The 26,378-nt window shown below is 62.9% G+C and carries 27 protein-coding genes and 1 tRNA gene; 18 read left to right on the top strand and 10 right to left on the bottom strand.

Annotation, left to right across the window (positions count from 1 at the left end):
- Positions 1 to 15: 15 nt before the first annotated feature.
- Positions 16 to 663: a DNA-3-methyladenine glycosylase family protein gene (locus tag BLU15_RS28075; RefSeq protein ID WP_034797859.1), complete on the top strand. Its 648-nt coding sequence runs from the start codon at positions 16 to 18 to the stop codon at positions 661 to 663.
- Positions 664 to 770: 107 nt separating this feature from the next.
- Positions 771 to 1,328 carry an HNH endonuclease gene (locus tag BLU15_RS28070; RefSeq protein WP_034797858.1) on the top strand — a complete coding sequence of 186 codons (558 nt, stop codon included), beginning with the start codon at positions 771 to 773 and terminating at the stop codon, positions 1,326 to 1,328.
- A 108-nt stretch (positions 1,329 to 1,436) separates the two neighbouring features.
- On the opposite strand, the gene BLU15_RS28065 is transcribed toward BLU15_RS28070, so the two are convergent.
- On the bottom strand, positions 1,437 to 1,949 hold the full coding sequence (locus BLU15_RS28065) for a disulfide bond formation protein B (RefSeq protein WP_060584437.1): 513 nt from the start codon (positions 1,947 to 1,949) through the stop codon (positions 1,437 to 1,439).
- Positions 1,950 to 2,161: 212 nt separating this feature from the next.
- On the opposite strand from BLU15_RS28065, the gene BLU15_RS28060 reads away from it, so the two are divergent.
- Positions 2,162 to 2,246, top strand: a tRNA-Leu gene (locus BLU15_RS28060).
- 118 nt (positions 2,247 to 2,364) lie between these two features.
- A complete protein-coding gene (locus BLU15_RS28055; RefSeq protein WP_090299920.1) occupies positions 2,365 to 4,026 on the top strand; it encodes an AMP-binding protein in 1,662 nt (553 codons plus the stop codon).
- An 84-nt stretch (positions 4,027 to 4,110) separates the two neighbouring features.
- Here BLU15_RS28055 and BLU15_RS28050 read toward each other — a convergent pair whose 3' ends face one another.
- On the bottom strand, positions 4,111 to 5,385 hold the full coding sequence (locus BLU15_RS28050; RefSeq protein WP_034797746.1) for a GNAT family N-acetyltransferase: 1,275 nt from the start codon (positions 5,383 to 5,385) through the stop codon (positions 4,111 to 4,113).
- Positions 5,382 to 6,773 carry a lipopolysaccharide biosynthesis protein gene (locus BLU15_RS28045; protein ID WP_051659382.1) on the bottom strand — a complete coding sequence of 464 codons (1,392 nt, stop codon included), beginning with the start codon at positions 6,771 to 6,773 and terminating at the stop codon, positions 5,382 to 5,384. The genes BLU15_RS28050 and BLU15_RS28045 overlap by 4 nt, the downstream gene beginning before the upstream one ends.
- Before the next feature lie 186 nt (positions 6,774 to 6,959).
- On the opposite strand from BLU15_RS28045, the gene BLU15_RS28040 reads away from it, so the two are divergent.
- Positions 6,960 to 7,178 carry a hypothetical protein gene (locus BLU15_RS28040; protein ID WP_034797737.1) on the top strand — a complete coding sequence of 73 codons (219 nt, stop codon included), beginning with the start codon at positions 6,960 to 6,962 and terminating at the stop codon, positions 7,176 to 7,178.
- 41 nt (positions 7,179 to 7,219) lie between these two features.
- On the opposite strand, the gene secA is transcribed toward BLU15_RS28040, so the two are convergent.
- Positions 7,220 to 9,928 (bottom strand): preprotein translocase subunit SecA, encoded by a 2,709-nt coding sequence (gene secA, locus BLU15_RS28035; RefSeq protein ID WP_060518382.1) that lies wholly within the window; start codon positions 9,926 to 9,928, stop codon positions 7,220 to 7,222.
- A gap of 243 nt (positions 9,929 to 10,171) precedes the next feature.
- Between secA and BLU15_RS28030 the strand changes: the two genes are divergently transcribed.
- From BLU15_RS28030 to BLU15_RS28005, 6 genes are all read left to right on the top strand, one after another.
- Positions 10,172 to 11,038 (top strand): peptidylprolyl isomerase, encoded by an 867-nt coding sequence (locus BLU15_RS28030; protein WP_034797733.1) that lies wholly within the window; start codon positions 10,172 to 10,174, stop codon positions 11,036 to 11,038.
- 211 nt (positions 11,039 to 11,249) lie between these two features.
- Positions 11,250 to 12,491, top strand: coding sequence for a bifunctional glutamate N-acetyltransferase/amino-acid acetyltransferase ArgJ (argJ, locus tag BLU15_RS28025; protein WP_060518380.1), 1,242 nt, complete (start codon positions 11,250 to 11,252; stop codon positions 12,489 to 12,491).
- A gap of 56 nt (positions 12,492 to 12,547) precedes the next feature.
- Positions 12,548 to 13,366, top strand: a complete 819-nt coding sequence (locus BLU15_RS28020; RefSeq protein ID WP_060518378.1) for a GNAT family N-acetyltransferase — start codon at positions 12,548 to 12,550, stop codon at positions 13,364 to 13,366.
- A gap of 4 nt (positions 13,367 to 13,370) precedes the next feature.
- Positions 13,371 to 13,784 (top strand): 8-oxo-dGTP diphosphatase MutT, encoded by a 414-nt coding sequence (gene mutT, locus BLU15_RS28015; protein WP_060518377.1) that lies wholly within the window; start codon positions 13,371 to 13,373, stop codon positions 13,782 to 13,784.
- A gap of 179 nt (positions 13,785 to 13,963) precedes the next feature.
- Positions 13,964 to 14,284 (top strand): hypothetical protein, encoded by a 321-nt coding sequence (locus BLU15_RS28010; protein ID WP_034797725.1) that lies wholly within the window; start codon positions 13,964 to 13,966, stop codon positions 14,282 to 14,284.
- A 69-nt stretch (positions 14,285 to 14,353) separates the two neighbouring features.
- Positions 14,354 to 14,521: a Flp family type IVb pilin gene (locus BLU15_RS28005; protein WP_082566310.1), complete on the top strand. Its 168-nt coding sequence runs from the start codon at positions 14,354 to 14,356 to the stop codon at positions 14,519 to 14,521.
- Between the two features lie 32 nt (positions 14,522 to 14,553).
- Here the strand turns inward: BLU15_RS28005 and BLU15_RS28000 are convergent, their stop codons facing one another.
- Complete coding sequence (locus tag BLU15_RS28000; RefSeq protein WP_090299873.1) at positions 14,554 to 15,432, bottom strand: methyltransferase domain-containing protein; 879 nt, start codon at positions 15,430 to 15,432, stop codon at positions 14,554 to 14,556.
- 101 nt (positions 15,433 to 15,533) lie between these two features.
- On the opposite strand from BLU15_RS28000, the gene BLU15_RS27995 reads away from it, so the two are divergent.
- From BLU15_RS27995 to BLU15_RS27975, 5 genes are all read left to right on the top strand, one after another.
- A complete protein-coding gene (locus tag BLU15_RS27995; RefSeq protein WP_234824480.1) occupies positions 15,534 to 16,265 on the top strand; it encodes a ComF family protein in 732 nt (243 codons plus the stop codon).
- Positions 16,266 to 16,312: 47 nt separating this feature from the next.
- Positions 16,313 to 16,570, top strand: a complete 258-nt coding sequence (gene grxC / locus BLU15_RS27990; RefSeq protein WP_034797718.1) for a glutaredoxin 3 — start codon at positions 16,313 to 16,315, stop codon at positions 16,568 to 16,570.
- A gap of 66 nt (positions 16,571 to 16,636) precedes the next feature.
- Positions 16,637 to 17,494 (top strand): carbon-nitrogen hydrolase family protein, encoded by an 858-nt coding sequence (locus tag BLU15_RS27985; protein ID WP_090299866.1) that lies wholly within the window; start codon positions 16,637 to 16,639, stop codon positions 17,492 to 17,494.
- Complete coding sequence (locus BLU15_RS27980; RefSeq protein ID WP_034797716.1) at positions 17,491 to 17,919, top strand: DUF1178 family protein; 429 nt, start codon at positions 17,491 to 17,493, stop codon at positions 17,917 to 17,919. The genes BLU15_RS27985 and BLU15_RS27980 overlap by 4 nt, the downstream gene beginning before the upstream one ends.
- 103 nt (positions 17,920 to 18,022) lie before the next feature.
- A complete protein-coding gene (locus tag BLU15_RS27975) occupies positions 18,023 to 18,589 on the top strand; it encodes a GNAT family N-acetyltransferase (protein ID WP_034797714.1) in 567 nt (188 codons plus the stop codon).
- 16 nt (positions 18,590 to 18,605) lie between these two features.
- On the opposite strand, the gene ubiG is transcribed toward BLU15_RS27975, so the two are convergent.
- Entirely contained in the window at positions 18,606 to 19,352 is a 747-nt protein-coding gene (gene ubiG / locus BLU15_RS27970) for a bifunctional 2-polyprenyl-6-hydroxyphenol methylase/3-demethylubiquinol 3-O-methyltransferase UbiG (RefSeq protein WP_090299864.1), read from the bottom strand.
- A 211-nt stretch (positions 19,353 to 19,563) separates the two neighbouring features.
- A complete protein-coding gene (locus tag BLU15_RS27965; RefSeq protein ID WP_060518369.1) occupies positions 19,564 to 20,112 on the bottom strand; it encodes a dihydrofolate reductase family protein in 549 nt (182 codons plus the stop codon).
- 20 nt (positions 20,113 to 20,132) lie between these two features.
- Here BLU15_RS27965 and BLU15_RS27960 point away from each other — a divergent pair, with 20 nt between their 5' ends.
- A complete protein-coding gene (locus BLU15_RS27960; protein ID WP_090299862.1) occupies positions 20,133 to 20,774 on the top strand; it encodes an SAM-dependent methyltransferase in 642 nt (213 codons plus the stop codon).
- 63 nt (positions 20,775 to 20,837) lie between these two features.
- On the opposite strand, the gene BLU15_RS27955 is transcribed toward BLU15_RS27960, so the two are convergent.
- The 3 genes from BLU15_RS27955 to BLU15_RS27945 all read right to left on the bottom strand — a co-directional run bounded on the left by BLU15_RS27955 (position 20,838) and on the right by BLU15_RS27945 (position 24,713).
- On the bottom strand, positions 20,838 to 22,370 hold the full coding sequence (locus tag BLU15_RS27955; protein WP_090299860.1) for an ABC-F family ATP-binding cassette domain-containing protein: 1,533 nt from the start codon (positions 22,368 to 22,370) through the stop codon (positions 20,838 to 20,840).
- Positions 22,371 to 22,759: 389 nt separating this feature from the next.
- The gene (locus tag BLU15_RS27950; protein ID WP_371590114.1) at positions 22,760 to 23,776 is read right to left on the bottom strand and encodes a linear amide C-N hydrolase; all 1,017 of its coding nucleotides are present in this window, start codon (positions 23,774 to 23,776) and stop codon (positions 22,760 to 22,762) included.
- A 136-nt stretch (positions 23,777 to 23,912) separates the two neighbouring features.
- A complete protein-coding gene (locus BLU15_RS27945) occupies positions 23,913 to 24,713 on the bottom strand; it encodes a hypothetical protein (RefSeq protein WP_060584467.1) in 801 nt (266 codons plus the stop codon).
- A 326-nt stretch (positions 24,714 to 25,039) separates the two neighbouring features.
- On the opposite strand from BLU15_RS27945, the gene BLU15_RS27940 reads away from it, so the two are divergent.
- Positions 25,040 to 26,314 carry an aspartate kinase gene (locus BLU15_RS27940; RefSeq protein WP_034797696.1) on the top strand — a complete coding sequence of 425 codons (1,275 nt, stop codon included), beginning with the start codon at positions 25,040 to 25,042 and terminating at the stop codon, positions 26,312 to 26,314.
- Positions 26,315 to 26,378: the final 64 nt, after the last annotated feature.

Below are 26,378 nucleotides of genomic sequence, written 5' to 3'. Positions count from 1 at the left end.
CTTTGTGGAGGCGTCATGCGGATCATCCGGACACATGAGGATATCGAGGCCGGGCTGTCAGGCCTGGTGATGCTCGATGCGCGCCTCGGGCACGTCGTTGCGAGAGCCGGCCCGGTGCCGCTCCGGCGCACCGATCCCGGCTATCGCGGCCTTGCGAGCATCATCGTCTCGCAAATGGTCTCGAAGGCAAGTGCGGCTGCGATCTGGCGGCGCATGGAAGAAAAGCTCGGCGAGGTCACGGCGGCAGGCGTCAATTCGCTGAGCGACGAGGATTGCCGGGCGATCGGGCTGTCGCGGGCGAAGGCCGAGGCGCTGAGGCGCGTGGCCGAGGTGGTCGTCAGCGGTCAGATCGATCTCGACGCGATCTGCAACATCGAAGGATCGGAGGCGATCCGGGAGCTGACGGCGATCAAGGGGGTGGGGCGCTGGACGGCGGAAGTCTATCTGCTCTTCTGCGCCGGTCATCCGGATGTCTTTCCCTCCGGCGACGTCGCGCTGCAAAACGCGATCGGTCACGGACTGGGCCTCGAACTGCGCCCGAGCGCACGTGAAATTGATTCGCTCGCCGCTTCGTGGTCGCCCTGGCGCAGCGTCGCCGCACGCCTCTTCTGGGCCTATTATTCACAGGAAATGCGTCGTGATGCTGTTCCTGTGACACCTTGAAGGAAAAAGCGAATCCAGCGCACGCATTTTTGTTTCCGGCTTCACAATCCTGTTGCAACGGGCCTAATATAGAAGGTGCAGATGCCGAATCGATCAGGAGAATACGCTTGACGATTGCAGTCTCACCACAGGCCTTGCCGGCGCTCGTCTTGAACGCTGACTATAGGCCGCTGAGTTACTACCCCTTGTCGCTTTGGTCCTGGCAGGACGCGATCAAGGCCGTCTTCCTTGACCGTGTAAATATCCTTGCCGAGTACGAACATTCGGTGTCGTCTCCGAGCTTCTCGATGCGACTTCCGAGCGTTGTTTGCCTCAAGAGCTACGTGCAGCCCTCACGCCACCCGGCCTTCACCCGGTTCAACGTGTTCCTGCGCGATAAATTCGAATGCCAGTATTGCGGTTCGCCCGACGATCTCACCTTCGATCACGTGGTGCCCCGCGCTCACGGCGGCCAGACGACCTGGGACAATGTCGTCGCAGCCTGCTCGCCCTGCAATCTACGCAAGGGCAGCAAGCTGCCGAAGCAAGCCGGCATGTTCCCGCACCAGAGGCCTTTCCAGCCGACGGTGCAGGACCTGCACAACAACGGCCGGCTCTTCCCGCCGAACCATCTGCATGAAAGCTGGATGGACTATCTCTACTGGGACGTCGAACTGCAGCCCTGACGCTGTTCGTGCCTTCTTGCCGGATCTAAGCCCAAAGCGGGGTCAGGAGAGGTGCGTGCGCTCGCGAACCCCTTGTTGGGGCGTTGCCTGCCCGAGAGCGATCTGGGATCAGCGCGCCTTTGCCGCACCGCGCAAGGCGATTGCTGCGAGGATGAGGCTGGCGATCACATTCCATCCGGCAAAGGAGAGCCCGAGCACCCGCAAGGAGGCTTCGGTGCACGACGGGCCATGCTTGGAATCGAGATCGCCCAGCAGATCACCGACATTCGACGAAATCCCTTGCGCGGTCGTGGCGCAGGTGGACGGTCCTTCCCAGAAGCCCCATTCGGCGCCCGAGTGATAGACGCCCATGCCGGCGCCGACCAGCATCAGGATGCCGACGATGAGAAGCAGCGTGCGTGTCGTCCACGCCGGCAGTTTGAACGCGCTCGTGGCGATTGCCAAAACACCGACCGGGATGCCCCAGTAGTAGGGATCGCGCTGCAACAGGCAGAGCGCGCAGGGAATATAGCCACCGACATGCTCGAAGCCGAGCGCGCCGCCCACGGTCGCCGCCATGCCGAGTGTTACGATAACGGCGATCAGCAAATGCTGGCGGGATTGGGTGGCGGCGTCGATCATCTATACCTCGCGGGCGGCAACTCGAAACCGAGGGATGCCGCAGTGCAAACTGGATGGCGCCTTCTTAGGCAGGATCGTGCGCGCTGTAAATCGCAGCGGCTGTGAGCGGCCCGCACGCTTTCGTGATTGTTGGTCGTGCATCCTGAAAATGATGGTTGACCACGGCGAAATCCTTCGTGTAAATCCGAGCCGCTGATATCGCACTTCCCTGAGCCCCATTGGCGGAATTGGTAGACGCGCTCGACTCAAAATCGAGTTCCGAAAGGAGTGCTGGTTCGACCCCGGCATGGGGCACCACCACGTACACTTTCTTCACATCCATCGTCCGACATGCCTGAACGCCGCCGCAGTCATTGAACTGTCGCTTGCGAAGGTGTTAGGTGCGCTGCAGCAAGAAAACTGTCATGGCAGCGTCATGTTACCGAGAATAGAGACCTACGACGAACTCTACCGCGCCTTCCGCTGGCCGATTCCGGAAAAGTTCAATATCGGCGTTGCCGTCTGCGACGCCTGGGCTGAGCGGGCGCCGGAGCGTGTCTGTCTCCAGCATTTCGATCCTGGCGGTGCGCATCAATCGCTGACCTATCGTCAATTCGCCCGGCAATCCTCGGCCTTTGCCAAGGGGCTGACGGGGGAGGGTATCATGCCCGGCGAACGGGTGGCGATCCTGTTGCCGCAGGGGTTCGAGACGGCGATTGCCCATGCAGCGATCTACAAGCACGGTGCCATCGCGCTGCCGCTGGCGCTGCTCTTCGGCGTCGAGGCGCTCGAATACCGGCTGCGCGACGCCGGCGTGGCGGCTGTCATCACCAACGGCTTTGGCTATGAACGCATCGCGGCGATCCGTGAGCGGCTGCCTGACTTGCGGCTGGTGGTGCTGGCGGATGATCAGCCGCGTCCGGGCACGATTGTCTTCTCTGACTTGGCGTCGGGTGATCCCTCTGGCTTTGTTGCGGCCGATACCGGCCCCGACGATCCGGCCTTGATGATCTACACGTCAGGCACGACGGGGCCGCCGAAGGGGGCACTGCACGGGCACCGGGTGCTGCTCGGGCATCTGCCGGGCTTCGAGTTTCACCATCACTTCCTGCCGCAGCCGGGTGACCGCATGTGGACGCCGGCCGACTGGGCCTGGGCGGGCGGGCTGCTCAACGCGCTGTTACCGTCGCTGCTGCACGGCGTACCCGTCGTGTCGTCGCCGGCGCAGAAGTTCGACCCGCATACTGCCTTTCGCATCCTGGAAGAAATGGACGTGCGCAACGCCTTCATTCCGCCGACGGCGCTCAGGCTGATGAAGGCGGTCGAGAATCCGCGCGAGCGCTATCGGCTTAATCTCCGAACCATCGGCTCGGCTGGCGAGTCCCTCGGCCGCGAGACCTATGAATGGGCAAAGGCGGCGCTCGGTCTCGAGGTCAGCGAGTTCTACGGCCAGACCGAGTGCAACATCGTCATCTCGTCAGCCGCCGATCTCGGCGTCGTCAAGCCGGGGTCGATGGGGAAGGCCGCACCCGGCCACCGGGTGGCGATCATCGACGGCGAAGGCCGCGAACTGCCGGCCGGCAGCGTCGGGCAGGTGGCGGTGAAGCGGCCGGACCCGGTGATGTTCCTCGGCTACTGGGGCAACGCGGCGGCGGCGGAGAAGAAGTTCATCGGCGACTGGATGACGACAGGCGATCAGGGCGTGATGGACGAGGAGGGCTATTTCACCTTCTTCGGGCGTGACGACGACGTCATCACCTCGTCGGGCTATCGCATCGGCCCGGGCGAGATCGAGGATTGCCTCGCCGGCCATCCGGACGTGCAATTGGCCGCCGCTGTCGGCAAGCCCGATCCGGTGCGCACCGAGATCGTCAAGGCCTATGTCGTGCTACGGCCGGGCGTTGTTGGCGACGCGCGTGTGGCAACCTCCATCCGCGAGTGGGTGAAGACCCGGCTCTCGATGCACGAGTATCCGCGCGAGATCGCCTTCGTCGACAGCCTGCCGCTGACGACCTCGGGCAAGGTGATCAGACGGTTCCTGCGCGAGCAGGCGGCGGCGGAAGCGCGCGGGGCGATTCAGGTTTCCGAAGCGTCGTAGTCCCTTGACCGCCGCGCGATTGATTTGAATTGGCTGGAGCGGGATGCGGGCGGAAAACGGCGCACGCTTTTTCCTCATCCCGCTCTAGCGTCCGGCAAGCGCCTTGATCTTGTCGCGCAGGATCCGCGCCATGTTGCGGGTGTTGCGATAGAGGTGGAGCTGGGCTGCCACCTGGCGCACTTCGCGGTCTCGGGTCTGCTGCAGGCCGATCACCATCGTGCCCATGTCTTCGCGCTCCTGCCAGAAACGGCTCATGATCGGGTGGTCCGGCACCGCGCAGGAATCGGAGCGGGCGATGTTGGCGTCGTCGAGATGCCATTCCGTCAGTTCGGCGAGAAGCAGTTTGCCCGGCGAGAACCTGGCATAGCGCTCGTCATAGGCGGTCTTCCAGGTATAGGCCTCGCCCGACATCAGGAAGACGACCATCGAGGCGATCGCCTTGCCGTCGAGATCGAGCGTGTGGATGCGCACGCTGTCGCCGTCGGCCAGATTGGTGATCGCCTCGCGGGCAAAGGCGGCCCGAAAGCGGTCGAGCACCATGGCGCTGCGCGCCTTGCCCTTCCAGCCGGATGCTTCCAGCGCCAGGAATTCCTCCATGCGCAGGCGGACGTCGGCGGGCTGACGGGCGACCGAATAGACGAGCTCGCCCTCTTTTTCGAGATTGTTCCACTGCCGCCGCAGCTCGCGGAAATGCGCCGGGCTAATGGCCTTGCGCAGATAGGTCGGGCCGTCGAGCAGGCTTTCGAGCATCGGCCGGCTGAAGGTGTCGGTCACCGTCAGAGGCAGGTTGCGGCCGATGGCGACGGCGCGGGTGAGGCGGGCGACCTTGCCGTTGAGCCGCATGTCGGGCAGCACCAGGATCGAGGGCAGCCCGGTTGCCGGCGCGGCAAAGGCTTCGAACAGGTTGTCGATGGTCTCGGCCGCATCCTCGGCGTCGAGCAGTGGCACGCCCAGTGGCCCGAACGGGTTCGACCAGGCGCGAATGATCGGCGCGCCGATCGAGAAGCCGGGCTTTTCGATCGAGAACGGCATCAGGAAACGCAGCCGGCTGCGGCGCTCGTCGTTGTCGCGCATGATCGCGAGCCGGATGACTCGCTCTTCCAGGCGTGGCATGGCCGGCGCCAGGAAGCGTCCGGTGAAGAAGACGTTCGGCTCCAGCGCCCGGTTCGACAGAAAGTCGAGTTCGCGCTGCAACTCGTAGCCGGCCCTTGCCGGATAGATGGCAAGATGCCGTCCGGGACGTCCGACCTCGATCAGATGCTCTGCGGTCGGTCCGCTTTCGCCGTCCTGCGCCAGACCGCCGAGAACCCGTGCGGCCCGGCTGTTTGCATCGCTCGGAAGATTGGTATTGCCGATCATGGATGGACAGCCCCGTTGTTTTCATTGCCGGCCCGCGCTCTTGCGAAGGCAAAGAGCGCAAAGCCGAAGGTACGCCGGACGGCGAGGTGCAGCAGCATCGCCTCGACGAACATAGCACCAGCGGTTGCAAAAGCAGCACCGTTCAGTCCGAAAAGAGGGATGAGGCTGAGGTTGAGTGCGATGTTGACCACCAGCGCGCCGGCGTAGAGGATCACGCACAGCGTCTGCTGGCCGGCCATCGTCAGCAGCGTTTCGGCCGGGCCGATGAAAGCCTTGGCGAGGATACCCGCGAAAAGCACCATCATCAGCGGCAGCCCGGTGACGAAGGCCGGGCCGAAGAGCGAAAGCAGGAACGGCCCTGCCAGTAGCACCAGCGCGCCGACCAGAAGCGACGGCCAGAAGGCCCAGCGGGCGCTTTCGACCGCGATGCCGGGGATCTGGCCGGGATCGCGGGCCATCGCGTTGGAGACGCGCGGGCCCGCGGCTGCCTTGACCGCGAACATGACGAAATGCACAAGCGCCATGGTCTTGGCGGCAGCGAAATAGATCGCGACGTCGTCCGGCTCCAGGTAGAGGCCGACGATCACCACATCGGAATTGGTCAGCAGGAAGCCGAAGCCATCGACCAGGAAGACGGGGATCGAGACCTTGAGCCAACGGCGAAGCTCGATGCGTCGCGGTCCCGGAACATAGCGCGAGCGAAGACGGTAGGTGAGCGCGAGAAACTGCGAGACACTGGTGACATAGGCCGCGGCCATGGCTGCCATCATGGCGGTTTGCGCGGTGTGGGGCGCGCCGGCGGTGACGGCGAGCACCATGAAAACGAGCACGAGCAGCGGCCGGATGATGAAGGTGGGGCTCATCGCGGCAATCGGCCAGCCATGGGCACGCGCCGTTCCGTCCATGACGTCGCCCAGCGAGATCATCGGCAGGGTGAAGAGGCCGAGATAGAGGGGCACAAGGTAATAGGCCTCGATGTGCCCGGAAAAGAACCAGAGGCCGGCAAGGCCGAGGACGGCGACCGTGGTGGCGGAGGAAAGCGCGAAGATGCGCACCGTCGTCGTCACGCCGCGGATTTCGTCCATGGCGGCCGACGCCTGGTATTCCGGCAGGAAGCGGATGACGACGGAGTGAAAGCCGACGCAGGAGAGGCTGCCGAACAGGATGACCAGCACCCAGACGAAGACGAAGATGCCGTATTCGAACTCGCCCATCAGCCGCGCGAGGATGATCTGCGACAGGAAGGCGATGGCGGCGCTGACGATGCGAACCGTGAAGGCGACGAGCGCCATGCGGCGCGCAGCGTTCGTGGCGTCGGAACTTGTCAGGATGGGGAGAAGCCGGGCGATAATTGCGGACAGGCGGTGTCTCAGTGCCGACGGCAGCATTCGTCCGGCCGTTTGACATACCGCCATGAACACGAGAACACCCTGAGATTACGCAATACAGGGGTTCAGTACTGCCAGAACAGCGTTAACAAAGGGTGCAGCGCGGTTGTAAGGAATGGGGGCAACCATGCCGATTGTGGACAGCGAGCGGCAGCGGATTATGCAGGCGAAATCGATTGGCCGCACATGGTCGGCGATCTCCAGAAGATCGGCATCGAGCGGCTGGAGGACCTGACGGTCGCCAACGCGGAAGACCTCGCACTCCGTATCAACGCCACGCTCGGCCGCCGCCATATCAACAGCACCGGCATTCGCGCGCTCGAAAACCTGATCGCCCAGGGCGTGCCATCGCTAGCAAACTGGCTCCAGGAAACGAAAATGCCGCCCGGGGGGCGGCATTTCTGAAGGGCAGGGGGCGCAGACAGTACCTGCATTCCGCGGCTGGCTTATGCCTCGTAGATGCCGTGGCAGTGTTTGTACTTCTTGCCCGAACCGCAGGGGCAGAGCTCGTTACGCGAGACCTTGCCCCAGGACAATGGGTTGGTTGCGTCTCGCTGCACTGGCGGGGCGGCCAGCAGCGTGCCGTCGCCGAAATCGTCCTCGCCGGTGAGCGGATCGATATGGTGGCCATGCATGACAGGCGGAGCCGGCTGCGGCGCTTCGGCTGCTTCGCGCACCAGCTCGACGCGCATGAGCTGTGCGGTCACGGCCTGGCGCAGGTTGCCGAGCAGGGCCTGGAACAGCTCGAAGGCTTCGGACTTGTATTCCTGCAGCGGATCGCGCTGGGCGTAGCCGCGGAAGCCGATGACCGAGCGCAGGTGATCGAGGTTGACGATGTGCTCGCGCCACAGATGGTCGAGTGTCTGCAGCACGACCGAGCGTTCGACATACTGCATGATCTCCGGACCGAAGCGTTCGGCACGGTCGGCGGCTTCCTTTTCGGCAGCGGTCATGACGCGCTCGAGAATATCGGCTTCGTCGATGCCTTCCTCGGCAGCCCATTCGGTGATCGGCAGGTCGAGATTGAGGTATTGCTGCACGTCGGCCTTGAGACCGGCGACGTCCCACTGCTCGGCATAGGCCTTCTCGGGAATGCGCTTGCTGACCATGTCTTCGACGACTTCGGTGCGCATGTCGGTCACGGTTTCGGTGACGCTTTCGGCATCCATCAGCTCGATGCGCTGCTCGAAGATCACCTTGCGCTGATCGTTGAGAACGTCGTCGTACTTCAGAAGGTTCTTGCGGATGTCGAAGTTGCGGGCTTCAACCTTCTTCTGGGCGCGTTCGAGAGCCTTGTTGATCCACGGATGGATGATCGACTCACCTTCCTTGAGGCCCAGCTTCTGCAGCATACCGTCCATGCGGTCGGAGCCGAAGATGCGCATCAGGTCGTCCTGGAGCGACAGGTAGAACTTCGATCGACCCGGGTCGCCCTGACGGCCGGAACGGCCGCGAAGCTGGTTGTCGATGCGGCGGCTTTCGTGGCGCTCGGTAGCGAGAACGTAAAGCCCGCCGGCGGCCAGCGCTTTTTCCTTCAGCTGCTGCACTTCGGCGCGGATCGCCTGTTCGCGCTGTTCGCGCTCGGGGCCGGGCTCGACTTCCGAGAGCTCCTGCTGGATGCGCATGTCGACGTTGCCGCCGAGCTGGATGTCGGTGCCGCGACCGGCCATGTTGGTGGCGATCGTGACGGCGCCGGGCACGCCGGCCTGGGCGACGATGAAGGCTTCCTGCTCGTGGTAGCGGGCGTTGAGAACCTGGAAGTTGGCAAAGCCGGACTTCTTTAGAAGGTCGGCCAACTGCTCGGACTTTTCGATCGACGTCGTGCCGACCAGCATCGGCTGGCCGCGCTCGTGTGCCGACTTGATCTCGTCGATGATGGCGTTCAGCTTTTCGCCCTGCGTACGGTAGACCTCGTCATCCTCGTCGATACGCTTGATCGGCAGATTGGTCGGAACTTCAACGACTTCCAGGCCGTAGATGTTGCCGAATTCTTCCGCTTCGGTGGAGGCCGTACCGGTCATGCCGCCGAGCTTGGAGTACATGCGGAAGTAGTTCTGGAAGGTGATCGATGCGAGCGTCTGGTTCTCTGGCTGGATCTGCACCTTTTCCTTGGCTTCGAGCGCCTGGTGCTGGCCTTCCGAATAACGGCGGCCCGGCATCATGCGGCCGGTGAATTCGTCGATGATGACGATCTCGCCGTTGCGAACGATGTAGTCCTTGTCGCGCTGGAACAGCTTGTGGGCCTTGAGCGCATTGTTGACGTGGTGGACGATCGCGACGTTTTCGATGTCGTAGAGCGATTCACCCTTGAGCAGGCCCGCCTCGCGCAGCAGGTTTTCGAGCTTCTCGGTGCCTTCTTCGGAGAAGTTGGCCGAGCGCTGCTTCTCGTCGATCTCGTAGTCCTCAGCCGAAAGCAGCGGAATGAATTCGTTGATTGTGTTGTAGAGATCCGAGCGGTCGTCGAGCGGGCCGGAGATGATCAGCGGCGTGCGCGCTTCGTCGACGAGGATCGAGTCCACTTCGTCGACGATGGCGAAGAAGTGGCCGCGCTGGACCATCTGTCCGCGCTCGTACTTCATGTTGTCGCGCAGATAGTCGAAGCCGAGCTCGTTGTTGGTGGCATAAGTGATGTCGCAGGCATAGGCGGCTTTGCGCTGCTCGTCGGTCAGGCCGTGGACGATGACGCCCGTGGTCATGCCGAGGAAGCTATAGATGCGGTCCATGGTGCCGGCGTCGCGCTGGGCGAGGTAGTCGTTGACGGTAACGACGTGCACGCCCTTGCTCGCAAGCGCGTTGAGGTAGACCGGAAGCGTCGCGACGAGGGTCTTGCCTTCACCGGTCTTCATTTCGGCGATGGCGCGTTCGTGCAGGATCATGCCGCCGATGAGCTGGACGTCGAACGGGCGCAGGCCGAGCACGCGGCGGGCGGCCTCGCGGGCGACCGCAAAGGCCGGAACCAGAAGGTCGTCGAGCGTCTTGCCTTCTTCCAGCTGCTTGCGGAATTCCACCGTCTTGCCGGCGAGCGCCTCATCCGACAAAGCCTTCATGTCGGCTTCAAGTGCGTTGATGGCGTCCACCCGTGCCTTGTAGCCACGCACGCGGCGATCGTTGGAGGAGCCAAACAACTTGCGGGCTAGGCCGCCGAGACTGACCATACGAATGGTCCTTTCATTTTTGTTGCCTTGGGTCTCATGGCCGCGCCGCGAAAACCGCGCAATGCCGTGAAACGCCCGGAAACTGTTCTGGACGCGAGGTTGCGTGACAGATAAGAGGGGGGTCGAATTATGTCAACGCAATTGCACTGCCGGACGGCTACAGAACCGCCACATTCTGGTGTTGTGCAGCCGCTACAAGCTGCAGGCAATTGCGCCGAAGGCCAATGTGAAAGGTTAGTGAGCATGACCAAGTTGAAAACCCTGGCCGCCGTGGCACTGGTTGCGGCGATGGCCGTACATGGTGGCGCGCGGGCGGAAGACGCCGATCCGGTGGTCGCCAAGGTTGGCGGCGAGGACGTGCGTCAGTCCGAACTCAATCTTGCTCTGGGTGGTCTCGACCCGCAGCTGCAGCAGATGCCGGAAGAACAGAAGCGCGCCGCAGCACTGTCGGCGATCATCGACGTTAAGCTTCTTTCCGCCACGGCCGAGAAGGAAGGCCTGCAGGACGACGCCACTTTCAAGCAGCGCGTCGCGTACCTCACCGAGCGCGAACTTCACAACGCCTACTTCAAGAAGCATGTCGTCGACGCCATCACCAAGGAAGAGGTGAAGGCACGCTACGACAAGGAAGTCGCGGCCATTCCGGTTCAGGATGAAGTGAAGGCCCGCCATATCCTGGTCAAGACGGAAGACGAAGCCAAGGAAATCATCAAGGAACTCGACGCTGGCAAGAGCTTCGTCGAGCTTGCCAAGGCGAAGTCCACCGATCCGAACAAGAACGACGGCGGCGACCTCGGTTACTTCACCAAGGGCCGCATGGTGCCGGAATTCGAAACGGCTGCCTTCGCTCTCGAGAAGGGCGCCTACACCAAGACCCCGGTCAAGACGCAGTTCGGCTTCCACGTAATCCTGGTCGAAGACAAGCGCCCGCAGGCCCCGCCGCCGCTCGAGCAGGTCGAGCAGCAGGTTCGTCAGCTTGTCATGCGTGACAAGTATGTCGAGCTGCTTGCCGCCGCCAAGAAGGATGCAGGCGTCGAAATTTCCGACCCGGCGCTGAAGCAGGCCTATGACGAGGCCAACAAGGCGCAGGAAGCGCAACAAGCCAAGTAATTCGATCGGCGGGCCCTGCCACTGGCGGGGCCTGTCGTCACCGCTTTTTGTCGATGCCCGGCGGTGAAAACCGTTCGGGCATTTGTCGCAAGATGGATCTGGAGCCGTTTCGGTTGTAGACCGCTCCGGATCCTTGTTCTTAGGCATTTCCTGAAGGCCGCCAGGCTCTTTTGGAAGTGCTTTGGCTCCAACACGTCACAGCAGGTTTCCCATGTCCGGCTCCGTTTCTCCGCTCGCTCCGAAAACCTTTGCCGAAATGCCCTCCGTGCGCGGCGTCCGCATGGCGACCGCAGCCGCCGGCATCAAGTACAAGAACCGCACCGACGTGCTGATGATGGTGTTCGACCGGCCGGCCGTCGTGGCCGGTGTCTTCACCCGTTCCAAGTGCCCTTCGGCCCCTGTCGATTTCTGCCGCAAGAACCTTGCCGGCGGTGTTGCGCGCGCTGTCGTCGTCAACTCCGGCAACGCCAATGCCTTCACCGGCAAGAAGGGCCGCGAGGCGACGGAACTGACGGCAAAGTCGGCGGCAAAGGCTGTCGGCTGCGCGGAGAGCGAAGTCTTCCTGGCGTCGACCGGCGTCATCGGCGAGCCTTTGGACGCGACCAAGTTTGCCGGCGTGCTCGACGATCTGGCTGTTGCCGGCAAGGAGGACTTCTGGTTCGAAGCCGCCAAGGCGATCATGACGACGGATACCTATCCGAAGGTAGCGACACGCAGCGCCGAAATCGACGGCGTCAAGGTGACGATCAACGGCATCTCCAAGGGCGCCGGCATGATCGCGCCCGACATGGCGACGATGCTCTCCTTCGTGGTCACAGATGCCGACATTGCGCCTTCGGCGCTGCAGGCCCTGCTTTCGGCCGGCGTCGGCCCGACCTTCAACTCGGTCACGGTCGACAGCGACACTTCGACGTCCGATACGCTGATGCTGTTCGCTACGGGCGCGGCATCGGCCGACGGCCAGCCGGCAATCTCCGATGCGACCGACCCGCGTCTTAATGCCTTCCGCGCCGCACTGAACGACCTTTTGCGCGATCTCGCGCTCCAGGTCGTGCGCGACGGCGAAGGCGCTCGCAAGATGGTCGAGGTGACTGTCGAAGGCGCCGAGAATGATGCGGCCGCCAAGCGCATCGCGCTTTCGATCGCCAATTCGCCGCTCGTCAAGACGGCGGTCGCCGGTGAAGACGCCAACTGGGGCCGCGTGGTCATGGCCGTCGGCAAGTCCGGAGAAATGGCCGAGCGCGACCGGCTGGCGATCTGGTTCGGCGACGTGCGCGTCGCCGTCGAGGGGGAGCGCGATCCCACCTATTCTGAAGCTGCGGCCACGGCCGTGATGAAGGAAGAGGACATCACGATCCGCGTCGAAATCGGCCTCGGTTCCGGTCGGGCCACTGTCTATACCTGCGACCTGACGAAGGAATATGTCGAGATCAACGGCGATTACCGGAGCTGAGGCGCCGGTTATGTGATGGTGAGCGGCCTAGCGCGCCAGGCCGTAGAGGTAGCAAGATGACATCGAATGATATTCGGCCCGTGGCGGGCAAGGCACAGGCCGAAGCTGGGGAAGTGGCAATGGTGGATCTTCCAAACGTGCGCCGTCTCGAGGCCGTGGGTTTCCGCGCCTGGCCGGCAGCGTCCGTGCAATATGATGGCAGCTGGCTGATCCGGCTCAATGCAGGCCATGATTCCAAGCGGCTGAATTCCGTCAATCCGCTTGATCCGTCCGACTATCGCGACATCCCGGTCCGTCTCGAAAAGGCTGCCCGGCGCTTTGCCGACTACGGCCGGCCGCTGACTGTGCGCCAGACGCCGCTGACGCCGCCGCAGCTTGTCGCCCATATGGATGCCGAGGGCTGGAATGCGTTCAGCCGCAGCCTGGTCATGAGCGTCGACCTGGTCGAGCGCGAGTTCGGTGACGGCATCGATCATCTGCCGATCAAGGATGTCGGCCGGTTCGTCGATGCGTGCATCGGGATTGCGAAGAGCGATCCGAAGCGCAAGGCGGCGCTGGCCGAAATCATCAACGCGATCAAGCCGGAGAGTGGCCTCTTCCTGTTCGAGGATGCCGAGATGGGGCCGACGGCCGTGGCGCTCGTCGTCCAGGACAACGATCTTGCCGGCATCATGCAGTTTGCCGTGGACGAGCGGGTCCGTGGCCGGGGCGTCGGCAAGGCGATGCTCGACGTCTGCCTGCGCTGGGCGCGTCTGCGCGGAGCCAAGAAGGCCTGGCTGCAGGTGGAAGCGGATAACAGCGCGGCTATGGCGCTTTATCGCGGCGCCGGTTTCTCCGAGGTTTACAGCTACATCTATCGAACGCCGGGAGCTTGAGGCCATGGATGCCAACGGAAAGAAGATCGTGCTTGTCGCGGCCTGCGCGCTTGTCGATTCCGATGGTCGCATCCTGCTCGCGCAGCGGCCGGAAGGAAAATCGCTTGCCGGCCTATGGGAGTTTCCGGGCGGCAAGGTTGAAGCCGGCGAGACGCCGGAGGAAACCCTGATCCGCGAGCTTGAGGAAGAACTCGGCATCCGCACCAAGGTCGCATGCCTGGCGCCGCTCACCTTCGCCAGCCACACCTATGACGACTTCCATCTGCTGATGCCGCTCTATGTCTGCCGCCGCTATGAAGGGGTTGCGATCGGGCGGGAAGGCCAGGCGATCAAGTGGGTCCGGCCAAAGGCCCTGCGCGATTTTCCGATGCCGCCGGCAGACGAACCGCTTATCCCGTTTCTTATGGATTTGCTCTGAACCTACCCGAAATCTGATTGATTATTAATCGATCGTTTATCTCCCTGGCGCAAAGATAGCTCCAATTCAGTTTTGGTACGTATCGTTGGCAACGGCGTATCGATTTCAGGCAGTGCGGTGGAACCAAGCTTGGGAAGGGCGCTTGCGTTCGCCGTATTTTGCGCGTTTGTGAGGCTGGGATGGTGGACGACGATTTCTGGAACACGGTTCAGGAAAAGGATCTGATGAATAATCAGTCCCGCCGGACAGGTGTGCTCAATCTGTCGCTGTTGTTCGGAACGGCGGTGATCGCGCTGACGCTGATCCTGACGCCCATGCTGTCATCCAAGACCGACAAGCGCATCATGGCGAACACGCCCGTCGATTACGACAACATTTCCACCGGCTCCATCCCTTCGAAGGGGACCACCAAGCGCTACACGGTTCGGCGCAGCGTCCTTCAGGAAATGCCCGGAGCGGTTTGCATTATCGATGCCGACGGCCGCAAGAGCGGCTGCTGAGGCGAACGCCATCGGCCCGTTTGGCGCTGGCGTCCGATTCGGATTGAACACAAATCTGGCTGGGGACGCATGGAAACGCTTAGACGCTTGTTTGGTGGCACGGACGGCGGCATCGCCATCGAGTATGCGCTGATCGCCGCCCTCGTCTCCCTCAGCTTAATCTTCGGGGCCAACCAGATCGGCAACGCCCTGACCTACGTCTACGACTCGCTCGCCGCAGCGTTCCCGAGCGCATAAGCACTAAAACCGGATCTGGGGTGGATGCCGCCTTAGAGCGGCTGCTCCTTCGTGCCAAGCGCTACCGAAAGCCGTTGCTTTGCTGAACCCGGCTTCAGCGGCTTCTGCTGGCTTTCGTGCGGCGCCCAGCCGGACAGATAGATGATGGAGAAGGTAGCGCGAACGCGGCCGTCCGGATCGGAGAAGCGCTCCGCGTAAATTTCCGCAGCCCTGAGGAAGAACCGCCTGGAAACGGGCGTGCGGCTGCGCGCCGAAAGCGGGCTGGTCATACCCATGGCGCGCAGGTCGCGGATCAGCGCGAACAGCGAATCGTAGCGCACCGTGTAGGTTTCAGTGTCGGTGACCGGCAGTGCGAAGCCGGCGCGTTGGAGCAGAGCGCCGACGTCACGGACATCGGCGAAGGGAATGACGCGCGGGCTGGCGCCGCCGGTCAGCTCGGCCTCTGCAGCCAGAAGCGCTTCGCGCAGCTCCTGCAGCGTGCCGCTGCCCGGGATGGCGGCGAGGAACAACCCATCGGGCTTTAGCGCCCGCCGCACCTGGATGAAGGCGCCCGGTGTATCGTTGGTCAGATGCAGGGACAGCGGCGAGACGATCAGGTTGACGCTTTCCGGTTCGACCGGAACTTCCTCGAGCGAGGCGATCGTCACCGGCGCCTCGGTCGAGCTGAAGCGGGCGTCGGTCTCGACGCGCTCGATGGCGTCGATCTTGCCGGTCGCCATCAGTTGGCGGGCCGTTTCTCCGGTATAGCCGTGCAGTTCGAGTGCGCGATCAAAATGACGCTCGACCACGCCGACACGCTCGGCGAGCTCTTCGGCAACGATGTCGAGAAGGAAACCGGCCTTCGGATCGGCGTTTCTGAGCGCCCTTGCCCGGTGCGCCTCGACGAGGCTCTGGTCAAAGATTTTTTCCACGATAGTCTCTCCGCGATGGGCAGCAAAGAGACCTTCGGAGGCACAAAGTCAACCGCATGGCATGGGAGAGGTTGCGTATTCCGCAGGCGTGGCGCGCGGGCATGCTGAAACGATTCGGACTGGGGCTCGTCGATCTCGTCTTTCCGCCTGTCTGTTGCGGTTGCGGCCGGCTGGTCGGCGATCATCGCGCGGTCTGCGCCTCCTGCTGGGCGACACTGCCGCTGATCGAACGGCCCTATTGCGATATTCTCGGCATGCCGTTTTCGGTCGATCACGGCGCCGGAGCGGTGTCACCGGAGGCGATCGCCAACCCGCCTGCATTCGATCGGTTAAGGTCGGTGGCGATCCATGAAGGTGTTGCCCGCGATCTGGTCCACGGGCTGAAATATCGCGACCGCACGGATCTCGCGCCGATGATGGCGACATGGATGATCCGGGCGAGCGACGGTGCCGTCGCTTCCGCCGACGCGATCATCCCCGTGCCGCTGCACGCCTTCCGGCTGTGGAAGCGGCGGTTCAACCAGTCGGCGGAGTTGGCGCGAGCCATTGCGCAGCTCTCCGGTCGTCCGTATCAGCCCGACATCTTGAAGCGCGTCCGGCGCACGAGCCCGCAGGTTCGCCTGGGGTTGCGCGCCCGCGAGGAGAACGTCCGCGGCGCCTTCGCCGTCTCGGAAAGCGGCAGGGCGGGTCTCAGTGGGAAAAGCGTGGTTCTCGTCGACGATGTATATACGACCGGCGCAACCGTTGCCGCAGCGACCCGTGCGCTGAAGCGGGCGGGGGCCGGGTCGGTCACGGTTTTGACCTTTGCAAGAGCCGTATCCGGTCTTATATGACAATCAGATGTCCGGCACGGTCGCCGGCAAAGGAGCGGTTCAGGATCATGGCTTCGGTGGTCATTTATACGCGTCAGTTCTGCGGCTATTGCTCGGCCGCAAAGAAACTCCTGGAAACCAAGGGCGTTTCCTTCCTCGAGCACGATGCCACCTATGATCCGAACGTTCGGCAGGTGATGATCGACAAGTCGCACGGCGGGACGACGTTCCCGCAGATCTTCATCAATGACATTCATGTCGGTGGCTGCGACGACCTGCACGCGCTGGAACGCGCCGGCAAACTCGACGCGATGCTGGCTGCCTGAGGCACCGTACCCTTGCATGAGGCGACGTCCCGTTTATCAGCGGTGAGCGCTTAGGAGTTGGACGTAATGACTTTCAAGGCCGCAGCCATTCAGATGTGTTCCGGCGTCGATCCGCGCAAGAATGCGGAGACGATGGTGCGGCTCGCGCGCGAAGCGGCAGCCCACGGCGCGACCTATATCCAGACTCCGGAAATGACCGGGGCGCTGCAGCGGGACCGGGCGGCTCTGCGCGCGATCCTGAAGGACGAGGCCAACGATCTTATTGCCGCGTCGGCAGCTCAGCTTGCCGGCGAACTTGGCGTCTACCTCCATGTCGGCTCGACGCCGATCGCGCTTGCCGACGGTAAGATCGCCAATCGCGGCCTGCTGTTTGGCCCGAATGGCCAAAAGATCTGTGACTATGACAAGATCCATATGTTCGACGTCGATCTCGAGAACGGCGAGAGCTGGCGGGAAAGTGCCGCCTATCAGCCGGGCAGCATTGCGCGCCTGGCCGAACTCGACTTCGGCAAACTTGGCTTTTCCATTTGCTACGACGTGCGCTTCCCGGAGCTTTTCCGGCAACAGGCCGTTGCCGGCGCCGAGGTCATGTCGGTGCCCGCCGCCTTCACGCGGCAGACGGGCGAGGCGCACTGGGAAATCCTGCTTCGCGCCCGCGCGATCGAGAACGGCCTCTTCGTCATTGCCGCCGCGCAAGGGGGCACGCATGAGGATGGGCGTGAGACGTTCGGCCATTCTATGATCGTCGATCCCTGGGGGCGCGTGCTCGCTTCGGCTGGCCCTACGGGCGAGGCGGTTGTGCTTGCCGACATCGATGTCGCGGCCGTGCACGCGGCGCGCGCCAAGATACCGAACTTGAAGAATGCCCGTAGCTTCGTGCTCGATGAAGTGGCGCCGACCGGGAAGGGAGGCGTTGCCGCTTGATCCGCTACACCCTTTCCTGCGACAACGGCCACGATTTCGAGGGCTGGTTCTCGTCGAGTGACGATTTCGACCGCCAGGTCGAGCGCAAACTGGTCTCCTGTCCGAGCTGCAACTCGACCTCCGTTGCCAAGCAACTGATGGCGCCCTCGGTTGCGACCGCGCGCAAGAAGGAGGCGACGCGGGCGGTGATCATGGACCAGGCGCAGAAGGAAACGGTCGCCAAGATCCGCGAGCTGGTGAAGTCCGTACGCGAGAACGCCGAGGATGTCGGCGAGCGCTTTCCCGAGGAAGCCCGCAAGATCCACTACGGCGAGGCGGAAGAGCGCGGGCTGATCGGCAAGGCGACGGCGGAAGAGGCCGTGGCGTTGCTCGAAGAAGGGATCGCGGTCGCGCCGCTGCCGATCTTGCCCGACGAGGTCAACTGACGCGGGGCACTTTCGCATCTGCCGTCTAAACTTTGGTTCCCGCCCTTTAAATACAATGCCTTGGCTCCCATCTCGCAGCTTTGCAATGGGAGTTTTCCAGCCAATGGCATTGTCCGATGTTCACATTTCCACTGATCGCCTCGTTATCCGGCCCTTCGCGCCTGGCGATTTTCCGGCATTCTTTGCCTATCACCGCCTGCCGGAGGTCTACCATTATCTCTATCAGGACCCGCTCGACGAAACGGCAGCGCGGACAAAATTCGCCAAGGCTTCGGCGCCAAAGCTCGTTGACGATGGGGACGTCGCGGTGTTTGCCGTCGAGCGCCGCGAGGATGGTGTACTGATCGGCGAAGTCCTGCTGAAGCTCGCAAGCAGTGCGGCGGAACAGGCGGAGACCGGCTACATCTTCAATCCCGACTTTGCCGGCAAGGGCTACGCTACGGAAGCGATGCGGGCGTTGCTTGATCTCGGCTTTTCGACGCTGAAGTTTCACCGGATCTTTGCCCGGCTTGATGCCCTCAACAAGGGGTCCGTCGGCGTCGTCGAGCGTCTCGGCATGCGCCGCGAAGCGCATCTGATCGAGAACGACCGTTTCAACGATGTCTGGGGCGACGAATACGTCTATGCGCTGCTGAAGCGCGAGTGGCAGGAGCGTCGGCAGGCTGGCTGAGGCCGCCGACAGCTGCTCATAGCGGCCGCTTGGCGACGATCATGTAGTTGACGTCCATGTCCTTGGACAGGTTCCACTGATTGGAAAGCGGATTGAAGAAGACGCCGGTCCGCTCGGTCACTTCGAGGCCGTTGGCCACGAGCGGCTTTTCCAGTTCCTCCGGGCGCACCAGTTTTTCATACTGGTGCGTACCGCGCGGCAGCCAGCGCAAGACGTTCTCGGCTGCGAAGATGGCAAGCGCCGCTGCCTTCATGGTGCGGTTGATGGTGGCGACGAACATCAGACCGCCGGGGCGAACCATATGGGCGCAGGTGGTCATGAAGAAATCGACATCGGCGACATGCTCGACCACTTCCATGTTGAGCACGATGTCGAAGCTCTCGCCGGCTTCGGCAAGGGCTTCGGCGGTCACGGCGCGATAGTCGACCGCCACACCGCTTCCGGCCGCGTGCGTCTTGGCGATGCCGATGTTCTTTTCGGAGGCGTCGGCGCCGAGAACATCGGCGCCCATGCGTGCCATCGGCTCCGACAGGAGGCCGCCGCCGCAACCGATATCGAGCAGCCGCAGACCTTTGAGCGGCTGCGGGCTCCTTGGATCACGGCCGAAATGCTCGGCCACCTTGTCGCGGATATAGGCGAGGCGAACGGGATTGAACTTGTGCAGTGGCCGGAACTTGCCGGTCGGATCCCACCACTCCGCGGCCATGGCGGAAAAGCGGTCAACCTCGCTCTGGTCAATCGTCGTGCGTGCGGTCTCGCTCATGTCGCCGTCTCCTTGCATCGTCCCGACAGCGCCGCGCGTCTTTCAAGGCGCGCTAAGGACGCTGTAGCACTTTAAAGTGCTGCACAATTCTATCCTTAAATCGATCCCGATTTAGGGACTTGTGCAGCAGTGAAGTCGGACGATCGGACAAGGAAGTCAAGAGGCGGCGCTGGGCCAGATCGGCGCACACGCGTGCGTGGCGCCCGTCCTGCTACGCGTCCGCTTCTGGCTGGTAGTGCAGGATAACCACGCCGGATGTCAGAGGGCGTGTGTGGGTCAGTTTGAGTTTCGTCCGCTTCAGCCCTGGTTTGAACAGCGGCACACCCTCGCCGAGAAGCACCGGATTGATGCCGAGGCGGTATTCGTCGACGAGGCCCTTCTCGATCAGTTCGCTCGCGAAGTCGGCGCTGCCGAAAACGAAGATCGTGCCGCCATCCAGCGCCTTCAGTCGTTCGACTTCGCTTGCAGCATCGCCGGTCACGAGCGTCGTGCCGGCCCAATCGGCGGAGGTCAGCGTGCGCGAGAAGACGAATTTCTCGACGCCGTTCATGAAGGTCGCGATGTCGCCTTCGGCAGATGGCCAGTAGCCCGCCATCATTTCATAGGTCACGCGACCGAAAAGCAGGGTGTCGGCCTCGAGCTGCGTTTCGCCGATATAGGCGGCGAGTTCGTCCTCGAAGACGAACCACTCGATGTCGTGCCCCGGTGCTTCGAAGAATCCGTCGACGCTAACCATGTCCCACATGATGACCTTGCGCATTGTATCTCTCCCGTTGCGGCATGCCTGTCACGGAAAGGGTGGCAAATCTGATATTGTTTTGCAAGTGGTTTTATTTTTGCATCGGATTGGTTGGCGCTATGGCTCTTCCGCGTGCTAGTTTCTGCGCCGGCGAGGGGGGAATCCACATGGGCTTGAACAGGATCGACTGGGCGGTCGGCGTCATCGCGCCGCAGCCGTCCGATCATCTGCTCGAAGTCGGATGCGGCCATGGCATTGCCGTGACGAAGGTTTGCGATCGGCTCGACGAAGGGGAGATTGTCGCCATCGATCGCTCGGCTGTGATGATCGCGGCGGCAGCACGCAGAAATGCTGAACATGTTGCTGCAGGCCGGGCGACCTTGCGGGTTGCGGAGCTTCGCTCGTTCGATCTCGGTGGCCGTCGCTTCGACAAGGCGTTCGCCATGCGCGTCGGCGTGTTCACGCGGGGCGATCCCGCTCGAGAGTTTGCGGCGCTGGCGCAGCTGTTGAAGCCTGAGGGACGTCTTTTTCTTTTTCATGACGAGCCGTCCACGGGGGCGGACGACGTTGGCGCGCGGCTCGCGGCGGCGGCCCTTCGCCACCGCTTGCTGGTCGAGGCACTGTCGGCGCAGATATTTGACAGCGGCGAAGTCGCATGCCTGATTGCGCGGCCGCCCGCCTGATGATGTTGGCATTTGTGACGCCGCTTGTTGCGGGCGTCACAAATGCGATGATTGCGCTTTATGTCAGCCGACGTCGCCTGCCGCCGCCGAGGCGAAGAAGTCCTCCGGGTCCTCGACTTCGACGAGGCGGCGCTTCTCGATCAGCCAGAAGCGGTCGCCGACATTGCGCACGAAGCTGCGGTCGTGGGAGACGAGCAGGCAGCTCGTCTCGTTTCTCAACAACTCCGTTTCGAGCGCTTCCTGGCCCTCGATGTCCAGGTGGTTGGTCGGTTCGTCGAGCAGGTAGAAATTGGGCTCCTTCAAGCGCAGCACCAGCATGGCAAGACGCGCCTTCTGGCCGCCCGACAGCCGGCCGATCGCCTTTTCCTGCATGTCGATGCCGACGCCGACACCGACGAGCAGGCTACGGGCGCGCTGGTCGCCGAGCGAGAAGCGGCGGGACAGCGCGGCAAGCGGCGTCTCCTCGTCCGACAGGCCGGCAAGCGCCTGGTCGCTGTAGCCGAGCACCAGCGAGGGTGTTGCCCTCAGCGTCTCCGGCGCGCGGGAGGACTCCTCGATCGCCGTGCGGATCAGGTTGACGAGCCGGGTCTTGCCGGCGCCGTTTTCGCCAAGCAGCACGATGCGGTCGCCCTGGCAGATCCAGCGCTTGCCGGTGCGGAAAAGCGGGGTGCCGTCGGGCGTTTCGACCTGGACGTCGTCGAGCGTCACCAGGATCTTGGCATGGGTGCCTCGATTGGCGAGCCGGATCGCGCCGGCGGAACGTTCCTGATGCGCGGGCTTTGCCGCATCCTCCAGCCGTTCCGCGCGCTGCTTCAGTTGCTTCGTTTTTATCGTGAGCAGGTCGCTTCCGGAGTTGATGCCGATATTGTTGAGCTTGGCGGCCTGCCGACGCAGTTGCTGCGCCACCTTCATGTCGCGCTGGTAACGCCGCTCCTCCGATGCGTCCACCTCATCGAGAGCGGCGCGCGCCCGCGAATAGGGGAGCGCGAAGATCGGCGATTGCTCTGGCCTCAGGAACAGCGTGCGGTTGGTGGTTGCGTCCAGGAAGGCGCGGTCGTGGCTGGCAACCAGCACCGGCACGTCGCGTGGCAGCGCATTCAGCCAGGCCTCCAGCCGGCCGATCTTGGCGAGATCGAGATGGTTGGTCGGCTCGTCCAGCAGCAGCGCGTCTGGCTCGCTGACCCAGACGCGGGCAAGCAGCATCAGCCGCTGCCAGCCGCCGCTCAACTCCGACACGGCGCGAGCCCGCAGAACCTCCGGCACATCGAGGGCATCGAGCACGATATCGACGCGCCAGCTTTCGTTTTCCGCCTGGTCGGCCGGGAGGGCCGAAAGAACGGCGTCGTGGAAGGAGAGAGGTAAAAGCGACGCAGGCACGTTCTGCTCGACGTGACCGACCGTCAGCCCGCGCGAGCGGGTAATTTCACCGGCGGTCGGATCAAAGTTGCCGGCGATTGATCTCAGCAGGGTCGACTTGCCGCGGCCGTTGGCAGCGACGATGCCGATACGATCACCGGATGCGACGGACAGGCTAAGACTGGAGAAAAGCGGTGCGCTCAGGCTGACGCCGAGGTTGCGGATATTGATCAAGGCCATGGTCGTTCTCTGGACTGCACGAGCGACGGCGGATCATCCGGGGCGGCACTTCAGGCCGGGGTTTCGGATGGTCGAGCCCGCAACACAGACATGCTGTGCTCGGGCCGCATCGGCTCGGTATTGGAAGACGATGCAGTCGTTCAAACCGAAACGGTTCCGCACTGCATCACTCTGGGCAGACCAGGAATAGGCTCGCGATCTTCGCGAAAGGATGTCTGGTCAGCCCTGCAAACGCATCTGCAGGGCTTGGACGGGGCCACGCTGGCGGTGGTGCCGGAAAAATGTCATCACGTGCAGCCCCCCTTTCTCGAATTTGAACTTGCGGCAGCGTCAATAACACCGTCGCGCGCAATTTTCAATGGCTTCGCGCCGGCCCCGAGCCGGTGTGCTCATATCTGCAACCCGAGGAACTTGAACGGTTCGGCCTGCTTGAAGTCGCCGGTCGCGTCGCCCGAATAGGTGTGATCCTGGTTTTCGCCGAGATCGAGCTTCATCACCTTGCCGGTCTCCTTGGTAAAATCGATCTTCTTCAGGTCGACCCAGAAGGTGTTCGGGGTCAGCGCCGACTCGAAGAAATAGAGCTTGCGCTTGTGATCGACCACGGTGCGCCAGCGGGTCGAGGAAATGTTCGGTTCCTCCGGCGTGTTGAGCCCATAGGGAACCGAGACATTGCGAATGACGCTGAAGACGCTGGCCAGCGCACGGTCGGGGTTCTCGTCCTTCGGAATGGCGTTGACGTAGAACGAGGCGCGCGCGAAACGATCGGCCGCGCGGTTCGTGCCCGGCAGCATCACGGTGCCGCCGATCTGCTTCCAGTAGGCGTTCAGGGCCAGTTGCTGGTCGAAGACAGGCGAATTGGTCATCACCTGATACGGGCGACCGTGATGGATCACCTGCTTGCCGGCGATATACTCGACGATTGCGCTGTCGCCGGTCTTGTCCGAGATCGAAAGGTGCAGCGTCGTCAGCCGGTTCTCACCCGGTACGTTGTCGGTGACGATCGTGAACGGTTCTTTCTCAAGCGCCTTCACCGCGTCCTCGACAGTGGCGAAGCTGTCGAGCACATATTGCGCCCAGGCGGCGATCGTCAGGCCCGGTTTCGATTTGTCATTGAAGTCAGGGTACTCGGATTCGACCAGCCACAGGAGATTGGCATTGAGGCCGGCCTCGTTGACGCCGTCGGTGGTCGAGACATCATAGCCGGTGGCCACGACGCTTCCATACTTCGCCGTCCATTTGAATGAGTTCGGCCCTGCCTGACCGTTGCGCTCGATGCCGCGCGGCAGGACCCAGAGGTTGGTCGCGACGTCGCTCTTCCAGTCCATCGATCGGGCAGTGATGATATTGTCATCGGGGCCGAGATAGACGAGGCGGGTGCAGGCTTCCGCCGTCGTCTGACCGAGCATGAGAAGGGCGGCAAGTGCGGATGTGACCGATCGGACGGCCGGCTTTACGATGAACGTCATACCATTCTCCTTCGCGGGCAAAGCGTATGCTGGGTATCCGCCAGACGGTCCTTGAGCGTTGAAGCAGGCCCAGGTTCTAAAACAACATGGAAAAGCCGATCACCGGGCCGTGCTGGTTCACGTCCCAGCGGAACTTGTTCGCGCCCGTGAAGTCGTCGCTTTCGTAATCCTGATAGAGCAACCGGTACCCGGCGCGCAAAATTGTCGGCTGGCCAAGCATTTCGGTCCGGTATCCGAGATAGGCCTGGGCGTTGACGCTGAGCTTTGAGCCGACATCGAAGCCGCCGACATCGGCCTCGGCGACGAGGTTCCAGCGCTCGCTGAGATCGGCGTTGAGCCGCAGGCCGACGAAGGGGTCGGTCCAGTCGGCGCTCTTGCTCGTGTTGAAACCGGCCACGGACACGTCCGCCTCGAGCTTCGTCCAGCGCAGACCGATCGTCGGCTCGATCGACAGCGTCCGGGGCTTGCCGAAGACGGTGTTGCCGCCGAGTTCCTGCTCATAGACCTGATAGAACGCGCCGAAGGCCAGCGTCGTCATCTTGATGTCGAGGCCGATCTCATGGCTGAGCAGCTCCTCATCCTGGCTGGTACGGACGTATTGGCCGTCGAAATAGACACCCCATTGGCCGTTGGTCAGCTCGATGTTGCCCATCAGCGCCAAGTCGAGATGGTCGAGCGTGTCTTTGAAGGGCACGTCGACGTCGGTGTCGAAGCCGGCAAGCGATGCGTCCCCCTTGAGGCTCGCCGCCCAGACATAGGGGCTGACGATCACCGTCCAGTCGCCTTGCGGCGCCATGCGCGCCTGGTCGAAATCGGCGGCGTTCGACAGTGTCGAACACAAGAGCGTCACGGAAAGCGCGACGGCACAGCGGGCCATCATTCGTGCGGTTGCGGGTATGCGATGTGCTTGCATGTCTGCCCCCTCAAGCGTCCGTTGGCAGCCTAGCCGGCGCTGCCGCAATTTCAAGTGGCGCAAACCGCGACCGCGCACGTTTCCCCACCGTGCGTATGGAGCCTTATTCCTGCCGCCCTGCCATTGCGCGCAGGCCCCTGATCCGCTAAGAGACGCCGCGACTTTCCGCTCCCCGAAGCGGTGACTGCCGATGTGCGAGAAGTCTCCCAAGCTTTTTGACCGTCGGGCGCCGGCGGGGGCTTTCCTGTCACGCGCGCAAGCGCGCGCAATTTGGGTACCGGTAGAGGCACATGGCACGCATCGTGATGAAATTCGGCGGGACGTCCGTCGCTGATTTGGAACGCATCCACAATGTTGCCCGCCATGTGAAACGCGAGGTCGATGCCGGCCACGAAGTTGCCGTCGTCGTTTCCGCGATGTCCGGCAAGACCAATGAGCTGGTCGGCTGGGTGCAGAACATGCCGAAGGCAACCGGCGCCAACTCGCCCTTCTACGATGCGCGCGAATACGACGCGATCGTCGCGTCCGGCGAACAGGTGACCTCCGGTCTTCTCGCCATCGCGCTGCAGTCGATGGGCATCAACGCCCGCTCGTGGCAGGGCTGGCAGGTCCCGATCCGTACCGACAACGCCCACGGCGCTGCCCGCATTCTCGACATCGACGGTGCCGAGCTCATCCGCCGCATGGGCGAGGGCCAGGTCGCCGTCATCGCCGGCTTCCAGGGACTTGGGCCTGACAACCGCGTCGCCACCCTCGGCCGCGGCGGCTCCGACACCTCGGCCGTTGCGATTGCCGCCGGCGTCAAGGCTGATCGCTGCGACATCTACACCGACGTCGATGGCGTCTACACCACCGACCCGCGCATCGAGCCGAAGGCGCGGCGTCTGAAGAAGATCGCGTTCGAGGAAATGCTGGAAATGGCATCGCTCGGCGCCAAGGTGCTGCAGGTGCGCTCGGTGGAGCTTGCCATGGTGCACAAGGTCCGCACCTTCGTGCGTTCGTCTTTCGAAGATCCCGATGCGCCGGGCATGGGTGACCTTCTCAATCCGCCCGGTACGCTGATTTGTGATGAGGATGAGATCGTGGAACAGGAAGTCGTAACCGGCATTGCCTATGCCAAGGATGAAGCCCAGATTTCGCTGCGCCGTCTCGCCGACCGGCCGGGCGTCTCCGCCGCGATTTTCGGCCCGCTGGCTGAAGCCCATATCAACGTCGATATGATTGTCCAGAACATCTCCGAGGACGGTTCGAAAACCGACATGACCTTCACGGTTCCCTCCGGCGATGTCGACAAGGCACTGAAGGTGCTCGGCGACAACAAGGACAAGATCGGTTACGACGTTGTCCAGTCCGAAGCCGGCCTCGTCAAGGTATCGGTCATCGGTATCGGCATGCGCAGCCACGCCGGTGTTGCAGCGTCGGCCTTCCGTGCGCTTGCCGACAAGGGCATCAACATCAAGGCGATCACCACTTCCGAGATCAAGATTTCGATCCTGATCGATGGACCCTATGCGGAATTGGCGGTTCGCACTTTGCATTCCGCTTACGGTCTCGATAAGAGTTAATCGACAGACGACCGATTTGGGATTCGCGGCGACTTGGCCGCGCATCCCCTTTGCTGCCGTCCCC

The sequence above is a fragment of the Ensifer sp. YR511 genome (assembly GCF_900103045.1).
GTDB classification, from domain to species: Bacteria; Pseudomonadota; Alphaproteobacteria; order Rhizobiales; family Rhizobiaceae; genus Ensifer; species Ensifer adhaerens.
Note: the sequence above shows the minus strand (reverse complement) of the source record. Positions and strands in the feature narration are given on the sequence as shown.

What these genes read in the sequence shown, in the direction of transcription:
- grxC (WP_034797718.1), top strand. Translation starts at nt 16,313, where the DNA reads ATGGCTTCGGTGGTCATTTATACGCGTCAGTTCTGCGGCTATTGCTCG.
- BLU15_RS28050 (WP_034797746.1), bottom strand. Translation starts at nt 5,385, where the DNA reads ATGATCGGCAATACCAATCTTCCGAGCGATGCAAACAGCCGGGCCGCA.
- BLU15_RS27955 (WP_090299860.1), bottom strand. Translation starts at nt 22,370, where the DNA reads ATGGCCTTGATCAATATCCGCAACCTCGGCGTCAGCCTGAGCGCACCG.
- BLU15_RS27975 (WP_034797714.1), top strand. Translation starts at nt 18,023, where the DNA reads ATGGCATTGTCCGATGTTCACATTTCCACTGATCGCCTCGTTATCCGG.
- BLU15_RS27995 (WP_234824480.1), top strand. Translation starts at nt 15,534, where the DNA reads ATGCTGAAACGATTCGGACTGGGGCTCGTCGATCTCGTCTTTCCGCCT.
- BLU15_RS28030 (WP_034797733.1), top strand. Translation starts at nt 10,172, where the DNA reads ATGACCAAGTTGAAAACCCTGGCCGCCGTGGCACTGGTTGCGGCGATG.
- BLU15_RS27940 (WP_034797696.1), top strand. Translation starts at nt 25,040, where the DNA reads ATGGCACGCATCGTGATGAAATTCGGCGGGACGTCCGTCGCTGATTTG.
- BLU15_RS27965 (WP_060518369.1), bottom strand. Translation starts at nt 20,112, where the DNA reads ATGCGCAAGGTCATCATGTGGGACATGGTTAGCGTCGACGGATTCTTC.
- BLU15_RS27950 (WP_371590114.1), bottom strand. Translation starts at nt 23,776, where the DNA reads ATGCTCGGTCAGACGACGGCGGAAGCCTGCACCCGCCTCGTCTATCTC.
- BLU15_RS28005 (WP_082566310.1), top strand. Translation starts at nt 14,354, where the DNA reads ATGGAAACGCTTAGACGCTTGTTTGGTGGCACGGACGGCGGCATCGCC.
- BLU15_RS27985 (WP_090299866.1), top strand. Translation starts at nt 16,637, where the DNA reads ATGACTTTCAAGGCCGCAGCCATTCAGATGTGTTCCGGCGTCGATCCG.
- secA (WP_060518382.1), bottom strand. Translation starts at nt 9,928, where the DNA reads ATGGTCAGTCTCGGCGGCCTAGCCCGCAAGTTGTTTGGCTCCTCCAAC.
- mutT (WP_060518377.1), top strand. Translation starts at nt 13,371, where the DNA reads ATGGATGCCAACGGAAAGAAGATCGTGCTTGTCGCGGCCTGCGCGCTT.
- BLU15_RS28045 (WP_051659382.1), bottom strand. Translation starts at nt 6,773, where the DNA reads ATGCTGCCGTCGGCACTGAGACACCGCCTGTCCGCAATTATCGCCCGG.
- BLU15_RS27960 (WP_090299862.1), top strand. Translation starts at nt 20,133, where the DNA reads ATGCCTGTCACGGAAAGGGTGGCAAATCTGATATTGTTTTGCAAGTGG.
- BLU15_RS28075 (WP_034797859.1), top strand. Translation starts at nt 16, where the DNA reads ATGCGGATCATCCGGACACATGAGGATATCGAGGCCGGGCTGTCAGGC.
- argJ (WP_060518380.1), top strand. Translation starts at nt 11,250, where the DNA reads ATGTCCGGCTCCGTTTCTCCGCTCGCTCCGAAAACCTTTGCCGAAATG.
- BLU15_RS28065 (WP_060584437.1), bottom strand. Translation starts at nt 1,949, where the DNA reads ATGATCGACGCCGCCACCCAATCCCGCCAGCATTTGCTGATCGCCGTT.
- BLU15_RS28055 (WP_090299920.1), top strand. Translation starts at nt 2,365, where the DNA reads ATGTTACCGAGAATAGAGACCTACGACGAACTCTACCGCGCCTTCCGC.
- BLU15_RS28020 (WP_060518378.1), top strand. Translation starts at nt 12,548, where the DNA reads ATGACATCGAATGATATTCGGCCCGTGGCGGGCAAGGCACAGGCCGAA.
- BLU15_RS27945 (WP_060584467.1), bottom strand. Translation starts at nt 24,713, where the DNA reads ATGGCCCGCTGTGCCGTCGCGCTTTCCGTGACGCTCTTGTGTTCGACA.
- BLU15_RS28040 (WP_034797737.1), top strand. Translation starts at nt 6,960, where the DNA reads ATGGTCGGCGATCTCCAGAAGATCGGCATCGAGCGGCTGGAGGACCTG.
- ubiG (WP_090299864.1), bottom strand. Translation starts at nt 19,352, where the DNA reads ATGAGCGAGACCGCACGCACGACGATTGACCAGAGCGAGGTTGACCGC.
- BLU15_RS28010 (WP_034797725.1), top strand. Translation starts at nt 13,964, where the DNA reads ATGGTGGACGACGATTTCTGGAACACGGTTCAGGAAAAGGATCTGATG.